We start from the raw sequence: 11572 nt of genomic DNA, 5'->3' as shown, positions 1-11572 counted from the left end.
TCGAAGCGAGGACCCACCATGACCACCTTCGCCGCCTCTCCCGCCACCACCGGTGTCGTCCCGGTGCGCGAGCCCGGAAAGCCCGTCATCGTGCAGACCCACGCCCCCTCGGCCGGCGCGGTGCCGCGGTCCCGGCGGTGCTCGTCTTCTTCAAGGCCTGCGCGTGGTTCGCGGTCAACTCGATCCTGGGGGCCTTCGCCGTCCAGACCCTGATCGGGACCGGGTTCGGCCCGGCCTTCGCCCTCGTCACCCTCGCCCAGGTGGCGATCGCGCTCGTCGGCTACGGCTTCATCCACCTGGTGCAGAAGGTGATGGCGGTGGTCCTGCCGCTGCTGTTCGCCGGCGTCTCCGTCTACGGGTTCACCGAGAGCGACCTCGGCTCCGGCTTCGACCCCGCCAGGGCGGGTCCGCTCGGCTTCGTCGGAGCGTTCGCCCTGGTCGCCGCCGTCCAGGCGGCGCGGGCGCTGAGCTTCTCCTCGTACGCCGCGGACTAAACCCGCTACCTGCCCGCCGACACGCCGTCCCGCAGGCTGTTCCTCTGCGCCTTCACCGGCACCTGGCTCGGCTCGGTGTGGATCGCGAGCCTCGGCGCCGCCCTCGGCACCATCGCGTTCATCGGCGCCCCCACCGACCTCGTCGGCCAGGTGCTGCCGGGAGCGCTCGCCACCGTCACCCTGCTCGCCCTGGGCGTCTCGACCATCACCTCCAGTTGCCTGGACTGCTACTCCGGCGCCCTGGCCTGGCTGATCGCCGGGGTGCGGATGTCGCGCCGGCAGGCCGTCCTGGTGAACCATCCCGCTCTCGGCGCCTGTGCCGCGGCCGTCGCCTTCCTGGCGGCCGGGCTCGTCCACTACGCGCTCACCCGAAGGCCCCGGGCCAAAGCCGCCACCCGCAGCAGCACCGACACACACCAGGAGATCCCCGTATGACCGCCGCCCTTGCCACGACCACCGCGACCGACGCCGACGTCCAGGTCCTCCGCACCGCCGTGGAGGTCGCCCGCCGCTCCCGCACCGCCGGCAACCACCCCTTCGGCGCGGTCCTCACCGGTCCCGACGGAAGGGTGCTGCTGGAGGCCGAGAACACGGTCACCACGGAGCGGGACGCCACCGGCCACGCCGAGATCAACCTGGTACGCCTCTCCACCGCGACGTACGACGCCGGCTTCCTGCGCACCTGCACGCTCTACACCAGCACGGAGCCCTGCGCGATGTGCTCCGGCGCCATCTACTGGAGCGGCATCGGCCGGGTGGTCTACGCGCTCGGCGAGGACGAGCTCCTCGCGATGACCGGCGCCGACGAGGAGAACCCCACCATGGCCCTGCCCTGCCGCGAGGTCTTCCGGGCCGGCCAGCGCGACCTCCCGGTGGTCGGCCCGATCGACCTCGCCGAGGCCCGCGAGGTCCACACCGGCTTCTGGGGCTGAGACCCCGCCTTCAAGCCCGTCGAACACCCTCCCGGGGGCTGTCAGGGACCCTCGGGAGGGCCCGCTCCGGACACCGCACACGGCCCGGCCCGGTAGCGGAGATATCTGGTCCCGCGGGGACAGATATTTTCTCCGGGAGTGGGAGAATTAGTCGACGCGGAGGCGGTGGGAGCTTAATTCCCGGGCGGAGCGGGGGCGGCGTGGTACCGTTGGTGCCCGTTGCAGTTGTGGTTGCCAGAGGTACTTTCCGACGGAAATCATCACGGCGGCCGAAATCCGCACGGTGCGGATTTCGCACTTCCTGAGGAGAGAACATGGCTACTGGCACTGTCAAGTGGTTCAATTCCGAAAAGGGCTTCGGCTTCATCGAGCAGGACGGCGGCGGCCCCGACGTCTTCGCCCACTACTCGAACATCGCCAGCACTGGCTTCCGCGAGCTGCAGGAAGGCCAGAAGGTGAGCTTCGACATCGGCCAGGGCCAGAAGGGCCCGAGCGCCGAGAACATCGTCCCCGCCTGAGTCTGAGGCGCGCCGTTCGCGCCTGGGGGCCCGCACCATGCGTGCGGGCCCCAGGCGCGTTGGCCCCCAGGGCGCTGGGGACGGATCGCGTTCCGCGCTCGGCGTGCGCCTGGGTCCGGGGGTGGGACGCCGCCGACTCGACGCCCTGACGACGGGGCGCGATCACCTTCGGGGTTTCGGCTGGTGAGCCCGTAGTCCGGGCTCATTCGCCTTCGTATTTACCGGCTCGTTCTCGCGACTCCTCGCGCCGTTTTTCTCGCGCGGGCACTCCTCGATAACGCGCCCATTCGAGGAAGGTTCCTTATGAACCGCACACGCAAGAACGGCCAGTCCGGCCAGTCCGGTCCGTCCGCTCGTACCGGTACCGCCGCCGCCTCTCGTTCCGGGCAGGGCGGCGGCCGCCGTCGTGGCGCCGCGGCGGGTCGTCCCTCCCGGGGTGGAAGCCGTCCCGCCGGCCGCGGGCGTGCCGCCACCGCGCCCGGCGAGTTCGCCCTGCCGGTGACCGAGACCCCCGCGCTGCCCGCGGTCGAGACGTTCACCGCGCTGGACCTGCCCCGGCAGATACTGGACACGCTCACCACCGAGGGCGTGACCGTGCCGTTCCCCATCCAGGCCGCGACCCTGCCGAACTCGCTGGCGGGCCGCGATGTGCTCGGGCGCGGACGCACCGGTTCGGGCAAGACCCTCGCCTTCGGGCTGGCGCTGCTGGCCCGGATGGCCGGCCGCAAGGCCGAGTCCCGGCAGCCGCTCGCCCTGGTGCTGGTGCCCACCCGGGAGCTGGCCCAGCAGGTCACCGACGCCCTCACCCCGTACGCCCGGTCCCTGCGGCTGCGGCTGGCCACGGTGGTCGGCGGGATGTCGATCGGCCGGCAGGCCAGTGCGCTGCGGGACGGGCCCGAGGTGGTCGTGGCGACCCCTGGCCGGCTCAAGGACCTGCTCGCCCGCGGCCACGCCCGGCTGGACCAGGTGGAGATCACCGTCCTGGACGAGGCCGACCAGATGGCCGACCTGGGCTTCATGCCGCAGGTCACCGAGCTGCTGGACCAGGTGCGCCCGGACGGGCAGCGGCTGCTGTTCTCGGCCACCCTGGACCGCAACATCGACCAGCTGGTCCGCCGCTACCTGAGCGACCCGGTGGTGCACTCCACCGACCCCTCGGCGGGCGCGGTCACCACCATGGAGCACCATGTGCTGCATGTGCACGGCCCGGACAAGCAGCAGGTGACCACCGAGATCGCCGCGCGCGAGGGCGGGGTCATCATGTTCCTGGACACCAAGCGCGCCGTCGACAAGCTCACCCGCCACCTGCTGGCCAACGGAGTACGGGCCGCCGGGCTGCACGGCGGCAAGTCGCAGCCCCAGCGCACCCGTACCCTCGCCCAGTTCAAGGAGCGGCGGGTCACGGTGCTGGTGGCGACGAACGTCGCGGCCCGCGGCATCCATGTGGACGACCTCGACCTCGTGGTCAACGTGGACCCGCCCGCCGACCACAAGGACTACCTCCACCGCGGCGGCCGCACCGCCCGCGCCGGGGAGTCTGGCCGCGTGGTCACCCTGATCACCCCCGAGCAGCGGCGCGACATGGACCGTCTGCTCGCGGACGCCAGGATCACCCCGGTGGCCACCCGGGTCCGCTCCGGCGAGGCCGAGCTGACCCGCATCACCGGGGCGCGCACCCCGTCCGGCATCCCGGTCACCATCGTGGCGGCTCCGGTGGAACGCGCCGCGAGCGCCCCCGGCTCCGGCTCCGGCTCCCGCAATCGGCGCCGCGGACGCGGCACGGCGAGCGCGAACGGGCGGAGTGCGAACGGCCAGAGTGGGAGCGGGCGGAGCGGGAGTGGCCGGGACGGGGGCGGTCGGACGGCTGACGGTCGGGACGGTGGCGGCCGGACGGTGAATGCGCGGACCGCGGATGGTCGGAGCGCTGACGGGCGGAACGGCGGTGGCCGGGACGGGGGCGGTCGGGCGACTGACGGTCGGAGCGTCGGCGGTCAGGACGTTCGGGGCGGCCGGAGGCGTGGGGGCGTCCGTACGACCGGGCGCACCACGGGAGGACGCCCGTCCGCCCGGGACGCCGCGGCCTAGTCCGTACCACCGGGCGGGGCGGGGCCGACCGCTCCGCCGCCGCCCACCCTTTCGACGGCCCGCACCCCGGAGAGACCAGGAGACACCATGCGCTGCATCATCGCCCGCTTTCCGTTCGACCTGACCAAGGACGAGGTGACGGCCTCCATGAAGCGGGTGAAGCCCGAGCCGATCACCGGTGCCTCGGTGGTCATCGGCCGCCGCCACTTCCCCGTGATGCAGGTGGGGGAGGTCATCACCCGGCAGGACCGGCGGGACTTCACCGCCGGTGAGGTCACCCGGGCCATGACCCGGCTCGGCTTCACCTGCCACGCCGCTCCCCAGCCGGCCGCCCCCGCGCCGGGGCTGACCGCGGTCGAGGAGGCCTCGGAACTGCTGGGGGGCTCGGCGCCCGCGTAAAGGGGCCACGACCAGGGGTCGGGGAGGCGGCTTCCCCCCGAGGACCTGGAGAGGGGGTCGACCGGTGGATACCGGTCGGCCCCCTCAGTCGTGTGCGGGCGGGGCTCGGCACCGGAGTACGGGCGGCGGATGGTGTTGAATTTCTTACGGGCCCTGCCGCCGTGAGGCTGCCGGGGCGCCTCCCGCACGACGACAAGGAGGTGGGAATGACGGCAGACTCCCCGCTCAACGATCGTCTCGACGACGATGACTACCCCGCGTACAGCATGGGGCGGGCCGCCGAGATGCTCGGCACCACTCCCGCCTTCCTCCGCGCCATCGGCGAGGCCCGGCTGATCACCCCGCTCCGTTCGGAGGGCGGGCACCGCCGCTACTCGCGCTACCAGCTGCGCATCGCCGCGCGGGCCCGCGGGCTCGTCGACCAGGGCATGTCCGTCGAGGCGGCCTGCCGCATCGTCATCCTGGAGGACCAGTTGGAGGAGGCCCAGCGCGTCAACGCCGAGTTCCGCCGCGCCGCGGCCGAACAGCCCGAGGACCGCGGCTGAGGTTCCCGGTCACCCGGCGGGCCCGTCCGAGGATCCGGAGGGCGTGACGACGGGGGCACCGGGCAGAAGCGCGGGGCGGCAGCGGAGGCGGCGGCGTGGACCCTCTTCGTTTTGACAGCACCAGCCTGGAGGCGACGGAGGAGTTCATGTCGCGGGCGTACGCGCCGATGCGGATCGGCGGCCGCCCGCAGGGCACCCGTACGCGGGTCGAGCGCACCGCCACCGAGCGGATCAGCGTCGACCGGCTGACCCTCGACTACACGATGGCCTGCTCACCCAGCCCGACCGGCCCTACACGGGTGCGGTGCGCGCCGCCCGCTACACCGTCGCCATGTTCGATCCCGCCCTGCTGTGGCGGTCGATCCGCGGGCCACCAGCGTCTCCGCGATGGCGATGAGGTGGGGCTTCGCCCATCGGGGCCGCTTCGCCGCCGCCTACCGCCGGGCCCATGGCGTACCGCCCTCCGCCAGTCTCCGCCGCTCCGGCCACTGACACGTGCGTTTCCGCAGGCCGCGGCGGGGCACTCCGTAGCACCGGACGGCCGCCGTCGATGCGGTGGAGCTCCGCGGTAGTGCGGGCGCGTGGAGCGTGGAGCGTGGGATCGAGCGGGCTCGGATCCGGGAGGAAGAGGAGCGGTGCGGATGAGGGAGGCGACCCCTACGCCGGAGGGCGCGGCGGAGACGGTCGGTACGGCGGCGGCGGACACCGGAGCCGGTACGGACGGCAGGGCGGGGAGAGGCGGTACGGGCGGCGGAAACCGCGAGGGCGGTGGGGCCCCTCCGGGCGGTGGGACGGGCCAGGTCGGCGCGGGCGCCGTGGCCGGTGCGGCCGGTGCGGCCGGTACGGAGACGGGCGGCGGCGCGGGCGCTGTGGCTGGTACGAGCGGTACGAGCGGTACGGGTACGGGCGGCGGCGGCACCGACGCGGCGGGGGCGGGCAACGCGGTGGCGCCGGGGTCGGCGGGGGAGGCGGCGGTGCGGGCGACGGGGGGCGAGTTCGCGCGTTATGTGGACGCGCTGGCGATCGGGGCGGCCGAGTGCCCGTTGCCGGGCAGTGGGGGCACCGCCACCCGGTTCGAGGAGCTGAGCGCGGTGGCCCGGGCCGACCTGGGCGTCGCCCGGCTGGTGGAGGGCCATCTCGACGCCGTGGCGATCCTCGCCGAGCTGGGCGGGGCGCCGGTCCGGCTGGGGCAGTACTGGGGCGTCTGGGCCGCCGAGCCGCCGGGCTCGGGGCTGACCGCCACCCGTACCGCGGACGGCGGTTGGGTCCTGGACGGGCTCAAGCGGTACTGCTCGGGCGCGCACAGCTGCACCCACGCCCTGGTCACCGCGGTCGCGGAGGACGGACGGCGGTTGTTCGCGGTACGGGTGGGGGTGGCGGGGACGGCGGCCTCCGGGACAGGGGAGGCCGAGCCGGTCGACGGGCCCGGTTGCCGGCCGGTGGGCGGGACCTGGCAGGCGGTCGGGATGGCGGGCAGCGACAGCCCGGACGTCCACTTCACCTCGGTGCCCGCCACCCCGGTCGGGGAGGTGGAGGCGTATCTGCGCCGCCCCGGCTTCCACCACGGCGGCGTGGGCGTGGCCGCCTGCTGGTACGGCGGGGCGCAGGCGGTGGCACGGGTGCTGTTCGAGGCGGCCGGGCGCCGCGAGGACCCGTTCCTCGACGCGCAGGCCGGGGCGGTGGACATGCGGCTGTACGCGGCCGGCACGGTGCTGCGCCGGGCGGCGGAGGAGATCGACGCCGATCCGCTGGACCGGACGGACACCGCCGCGCTGCGGGCGATGCGGGTCCGCGCCCTGGTGGCCGAGGTGTGCGCTGAGGTGCTGGACCGGGTGGGGCGGGCGACCGGCGCGGGGCCGCTCTGCCACGACCGGCGGCACGCCCAGGCCGCCGCCGACCTCGCCGTCTATCTGCGCCAGCACCACGCCGAACGGGACCTGGCGGCGCTGGGCGGGACCGTGGCGCGGGGTGGAGGGGAGCGGTGAACGGGGGCATGGGCCAGGGGAACGGCGGTGCCGGGTACGCCGATCCGATCCAGGCGCCCGGTACCGACGAGGCCGAGTGGCGGGGCTGGGAGGGCTGGGGCCGGATGGAGCGGTACGCCCTGCCGGAGGCGGGCCGGGTCGTGGTGGTGGCCGCGCACCCGGACGACGAGGTACTGGGCGTCGGCGGCACGCTGGCGCTGCTCGCCGCGGCGAGGGTGGAGCTGACCGTGGTCTCGGTCACCGACGGGGAGGGGTCCCACCCCGGTAGCACCCGCTACTCCCCCGAGCGGCTGGCCGCGGTGCGGGCGCGGGAGTTGCGTGACGCTCTGGCCGAACTGGGCGCGGGCGGCGCCGAGATCGTACGGCTGGGGCTGCCCGACACCGGGGTGGCGGCCCAGGAGGACCGGCTGGCCGCCGCGTTGGCGCAGCCGCTGGCGGGCGCCGCGCTCTGCCTGGCGCCGTGGACCGGGGATGTGCACGGCGACCACGAGGCGGCCGGGCGGGCGGCGCTGGCGGCCGCGCGGGCGGCGGCGGTGCCGTGCCGGCTCTATCCGGTGTGGCTGTGGCACTGGGCCCGGCCCGACGACCCTCGGGTGCCCTGGGAGCGGGCCGCCCGGGTCGACCTGCCGCCGTACGCGGTGGCGCGCAAACGGGCCGCGGTGGACCGCTTCGCCAGCCAGATCCACCCCCTGGGCCCCGGCCCGGAGGACGCCGCGGTGCTGCCGCCGCAGGAGCTGGCCCACCATCTGCGGGAGTGGGAGGTGGTGTTCGGATGAGCCGCCGTCCCCGTACCCCTGAGGCGTACTTCGACGGGATGTACCGCGGTGCGCCGGATCCCTGGCGGCTGGCGGAGCGCTTCTACGAGCGGCGCAAGTACGACCTGACCGTCGCCGCCCTGCCGCTGCCCCGCTACCGGCGGGCCTTCGAGCCGGGCTGCTCGGTCGGTGAGCTCACCCGGCGGCTGGCCGGCCGCTGCGACACCGTACTCGCCTGCGACCGGGTGGAGTCGGCGGTGCAGACGGCCCGCCGCCGCACCGAGGACCTCCCGGGGGTGGAGGTGCGGCGGCTGCTGCTGCCCGAGCAGTGGCCGGACGGCCCGTTCGATCTGATCGTGCTCTCGGAGCTCCTGTACTACCTGGACGCGGGCACGCTCGACCGGCTGCTGGACCGGGCGCTGGCCGCGCTGGAGCCCGACGGCACCCTGGTCACCGTGCACTGGAACCACCCGGTCCCGGAGCATCTGGACACCGGGACCGGTATCGCCCGCCGGCTCGCCGCGCTGCCCGGGCTCGCCCTGCTGGCCGACCACCGCGAGGACGACTTCGTCCTCCAGGTGCATCAGCGGATCGGCCCGGACGGCCGTCGGCCCGCCTCGGTCGCGGCCCGAGAGGGCCTGGTGTGAGACCGCGCGTCATGGCGGTGGTGGTCCCGGCCCATGACGAGGAGGTGCTGCTGCCCGCCGCCCTGCATGCCCTGGCCACCGCGGCCCGCCACCCCGCGCTGGCCGGGGTCCGGGTGGTGACCGTGGTGGTGGCCGACTCCTGCCGGGACGGTACGGCGGCGGCCGCCCGGCGGGCCGGGGCCCTGGTGGTCACCACCGACTGCCGCAACCCGGGCCTGGCCCGGCACCTCGGCGTCCGGCACGCACTCGACCGGAGCGGGGCGGACGGCGGGGCGGTGTGGGTCGCCACCACGGACGCGGACAGCACCGTGCCGCCGGGGTGGTTGGCGTACCAGCTGGCCCGGGCGCGCGAGGGCTGGCAGGCGGTCGTCGGCACCGTCACGCTGCCGGCCGCCTCCCCGCTGGAGCTGCCCCACCGCACCCGGTACGAGGCGGCCCGGCCGCCCGGCACCGCCGACTGGCACCATCCGCATGTCCACGGCGCCAACCTGGGCGTCAGCGCGGACGCCTACCGGGACGTGGGCGGCTTCCCGCCGCTCGCCACCGGTGAGGACCGGGCCCTGGTGGAGGCCCTGGAGCGGCGCGGCCACCGGGTGCTCCGTACCGCGCGCTGCCCGGTGCTCACCTCGCCCCGGCTGCGGGCCCGGGCCGAGGGCGGCTTCGGGGATTATCTGGCCGCGATGGGGCGGGATGCCGTGACGGGGCGGGATGCCGTGACGGGGCGGGATGCCGCGATGGAACGGGAGGTGGGCGCCCGTCCGCCGGTCGAACCGGGCCCGGACGGGAACCTGGCGCTGGCGGCGGCCGACTGATGGACTGCCACGGGGAGCCGGAGGGGCGGCCCCGGGCGCCGGGCACGGAGGAGGACGGACGGTGGGTCAGCAGAGCCAGGGGGAGCGGGTGTCGGTCGGGTCGCAGGTGGCGGGGTTCGTGCTGATGCTGGTGGCGGTCTTCGCGGGGGCGTACGCGGTGGGCGCGGCGACCGGCCCGGAGGGGCAGCCGGCCCCGGGCGGGACCGCCCCGGTGCGCCCGGCCGCCACCCATGACGTACCCCATGGGTGAGGGCTAGGAGGGGACGGCGACCGCGGGAGCGGGGGCCTCGCGGAGGACGAGGTCGGCGTGGTGGCGGGCGGCCACCAGGGGGTGGGCGCGGAGTTTGCCCTTGAGCTCGTTGCGGCCGTACTCGGCGAAGAGCGGGTTGGCCGGGTCGGCGGTGACGCCCGGGGCGACATGCGCGTGGGGGAAGTCGAGCGGGGCGATCCGGGCGTCCAGGCGCGGGTTGTGGAAGTAGGGCACCGAGAAGCGCTCACGGGCGCCGGGCGGGCTGACGACCCGGTGGTGGGTGGCCTTGAGGTAGCCGTCGGTGGCGACTTCGAGCAGCTCGCCGAGGTTGACGACGAAGGCGCCCGGCATCGGCGGGACGTCGTGGAAGCGGCCGTCCTCGCGCTCCACTTGGAGGCCGCCGACGGTGTCCTGGAGCAGCAGGGTGAGAAAGCCGTAGTCCTTGTGGGCGCCGACGCCCTGGGCGCTGCCGTCGCCGGCGCTGCCGGGGTAGCGGACGAGCTTGAGGTGCGGGTGGGCGCCGTCGCGGAAGGCCTCGTCGTAGAAGGCGGGGTCGGCGCCGATGGCGGTGAGGAGTTCGCGGAGCAGCCGGTCGGCGACGGCGGAGAGCCGGTCGATCCAGCCGAGCGCGGCGGTGCGCAGCGCGGGCAGGGCGGCCGGCCACTGGTTGGGGCCCTGGAGCCACCAGTAGGGCTCCTCGCCGGGCGCGGGCGCGCGGGCGGGGCGTTCGGCGCCGATGTCGAGCTGGTCGCGCCAGTCGCGGCTGCCACCGGTGCGCTCGTCGCCGACCCGGGTGTAGCCGCGGAAGTGCGGCGAGTTCACATTGTCGAGGGCGAGGCGGTCGGCCTCGGGCAGGGCGAAGAACGCGCGCATGGCGCTTACCAGGGCGGCGGTCTCGGCCTCGGTGACGCCATGGCCGACGAGCTGGAAGAAGCCGACCTCATGGGCGGCCGCGTGCAGCCGGTCGTGCAGGGCGGCGCGCTCGACCGGGCCGCGATCGGCCGCGGCGAGGTCGATGACGGGCAGCCGGCGGTGGTCGGGGTGCGACGGCGGGTACGACGGGGTGGTGTACGACATGGTGGCATCCGCTGGGTGAGCAGGGCCCGGGGTCGCCGGTGGGTGTGGCGGAGGCCCGGGTGTCGCCGGGACGGCGGTGGGGAGAGGGGCGCGGCGCGGCCGGCGGTGGGGGCGGGCAGGGCCGCGCGGACCAACCGGTCAGGCGGAGCGGCGACAGCTCGTGCTCGTGACGCGGACGAAGTCCACGTGGCGACGGCGTACGAGCAGGATCATGGGCCCATAGTACCGCGCACCCTCACTCTCCCAGGTGACCTGGGTCACACACCCTCGATCCGCAGGGGCGGGGATCCCGCTGGCTGGGGGGGGCGGCGGACTCCGGCTGCGGGCCGCCGCCCCGGGGGGCGATCTAGTCGCCGTTGGCCGCGGCGGCGGCTGTGGCGCTGGGGCAGTGGTCCGTACGGATCGGTTCGGGCTGGTCGCGCAGCAGGTCCATCAGCCCGGCCCGGGCCCGGGCCACCCGGGACCGCACCGTGCCGATCGGGCAGCCGAGCGCGGCGGCGGCCTCCGCGTAGGGCAGGCCGAGCAGCTGGGTCAGCACGAAGGCCTCGCGGCGTTCGGCCGGGACGGCGGCCAGCAGCTCCGCCAGGGCGATGCCGTCCTCGAAGCCGGGGGTACGGGGCTGGCGCCGTTCGGCCTGGTGCTGCCAGTCGTCCCGGTCGCAGAGCCGGGGCCGGGCGGCGGCATGGCGGAAGCTGTCCACCACGGTGCGCCGGGCGATGGACAGCAGCCAGGTGCGCGCCGAGGAGCGGCCCTCGAAGCGGTGCAGGCTGCCGAGTGCCCGTAGGAAGGTCTCCTGGGTGAGGTCGTCGGCGGTCTGCGGATCGGCGCTCAGATAGGCCACATAGCGCCAGACATCGCGGTGCAGCAGCCGGACCAGGGACTCCACCGCCTCCGGGTCGCCCTGCCGGGCCGCCAGGGCGATCCGGGTGACCTCCTCGTCGGGGAGGGCGAGCGGGCGGGGGCGGCCCCGGGAGGGTGCGGGACGGGCGGACATAGAGGACGAAAGGGGTGACAGGAGGGCAGCGGTCATCGCGACGTGTCCTTCGGGGTGTCGGAACCGGCGCGCGGTGCGC

At 75.2% G+C, this 11572-nt stretch carries 14 protein-coding genes; 12 read left to right on the top strand and 2 right to left on the bottom strand.

From position 1 onward, the window contains the following. Nucleotides 1-137 precede the first annotated feature (137 nt). The 12 genes from ABZ945_RS06185 (at nt 138) to ABZ945_RS06130 (ending at nt 9422) form a co-directional block, all read left to right on the top strand. Complete coding sequence (locus tag ABZ945_RS06185; RefSeq protein WP_361264633.1) at nt 138-494, top strand: hypothetical protein; 357 nt, start codon at nt 138-140, stop codon at nt 492-494. A gap of 75 nt (nt 495-569) precedes the next feature. Beyond that, complete coding sequence (locus ABZ945_RS06180; RefSeq protein ID WP_361264630.1) at nt 570-929, top strand: hypothetical protein; 360 nt, start codon at nt 570-572, stop codon at nt 927-929. Then, complete coding sequence (locus ABZ945_RS06175) at nt 926-1426, top strand: nucleoside deaminase (RefSeq protein WP_361264626.1); 501 nt, start codon at nt 926-928, stop codon at nt 1424-1426. Before ABZ945_RS06180 ends, ABZ945_RS06175 begins: the two co-directional genes overlap by 4 nt. A gap of 314 nt (nt 1427-1740) precedes the next feature. Continuing rightward, complete coding sequence (locus ABZ945_RS06170; protein ID WP_361264622.1) at nt 1741-1944, top strand: cold-shock protein; 204 nt, start codon at nt 1741-1743, stop codon at nt 1942-1944. 303 nt (nt 1945-2247) lie between these two features. Further along, complete coding sequence (locus ABZ945_RS06165) at nt 2248-4029, top strand: DEAD/DEAH box helicase (RefSeq protein WP_361264619.1); 1782 nt, start codon at nt 2248-2250, stop codon at nt 4027-4029. 87 nt (nt 4030-4116) lie between these two features. Next, nucleotides 4117-4428, top strand: a complete 312-nt coding sequence (locus tag ABZ945_RS06160) for an SCO5918 family protein (RefSeq protein ID WP_361264616.1) — start codon at nt 4117-4119, stop codon at nt 4426-4428. Between the two features lie 206 nt (nt 4429-4634). After that, on the top strand, nt 4635-4973 hold the full coding sequence (locus ABZ945_RS06155; RefSeq protein ID WP_361264613.1) for a MerR family transcriptional regulator: 339 nt from the start codon (nt 4635-4637) through the stop codon (nt 4971-4973). A 641-nt stretch (nt 4974-5614) separates the two neighbouring features. Next, entirely contained in the window at nt 5615-6958 is a 1344-nt protein-coding gene (locus tag ABZ945_RS06150; RefSeq protein WP_361264609.1) for an acyl-CoA dehydrogenase, read from the top strand. An 8-nt stretch (nt 6959-6966) separates the two neighbouring features. Continuing rightward, the gene (locus ABZ945_RS06145) at nt 6967-7734 is read left to right on the top strand and encodes a PIG-L family deacetylase (protein WP_361264692.1); all 768 of its coding nucleotides are present in this window, start codon (nt 6967-6969) and stop codon (nt 7732-7734) included. After that, complete coding sequence (locus tag ABZ945_RS06140) at nt 7731-8360, top strand: SAM-dependent methyltransferase (RefSeq protein ID WP_361264606.1); 630 nt, start codon at nt 7731-7733, stop codon at nt 8358-8360. Before ABZ945_RS06145 ends, ABZ945_RS06140 begins: the two co-directional genes overlap by 4 nt. After that, nucleotides 8357-9172 (top strand): glycosyltransferase, encoded by an 816-nt coding sequence (locus tag ABZ945_RS06135; RefSeq protein ID WP_361264603.1) that lies wholly within the window; start codon nt 8357-8359, stop codon nt 9170-9172. Before ABZ945_RS06140 ends, ABZ945_RS06135 begins: the two co-directional genes overlap by 4 nt. A gap of 61 nt (nt 9173-9233) precedes the next feature. After that, a complete protein-coding gene (locus ABZ945_RS06130; RefSeq protein WP_361264600.1) occupies nt 9234-9422 on the top strand; it encodes a hypothetical protein in 189 nt (62 codons plus the stop codon). Nucleotides 9423-9425: 3 nt separating this feature from the next. Here ABZ945_RS06130 and ABZ945_RS06125 read toward each other — a convergent pair whose 3' ends face one another. Together ABZ945_RS06125 and ABZ945_RS06120 are read right to left on the bottom strand one after the other, a co-directional pair. Beyond that, the gene (locus tag ABZ945_RS06125; protein ID WP_361264597.1) at nt 9426-10499 is read right to left on the bottom strand and encodes a 2-oxoglutarate and iron-dependent oxygenase domain-containing protein; all 1074 of its coding nucleotides are present in this window, start codon (nt 10497-10499) and stop codon (nt 9426-9428) included. A 346-nt stretch (nt 10500-10845) separates the two neighbouring features. Continuing rightward, nucleotides 10846-11493 carry a sigma-70 family RNA polymerase sigma factor gene (locus ABZ945_RS06120; protein ID WP_361264594.1) on the bottom strand — a complete coding sequence of 216 codons (648 nt, stop codon included), beginning with the start codon at nt 11491-11493 and terminating at the stop codon, nt 10846-10848. Nucleotides 11494-11572 lie beyond the last annotated feature (79 nt).

The organism is Streptomyces sp. NPDC046887 (genome assembly GCF_040644755.1).
In the GTDB taxonomy this organism is placed as follows: domain Bacteria; phylum Actinomycetota; class Actinomycetes; order Streptomycetales; family Streptomycetaceae; genus Streptomyces; species Streptomyces lichenis.
This window is presented reverse-complemented; position numbering and strand designations above follow the sequence as displayed.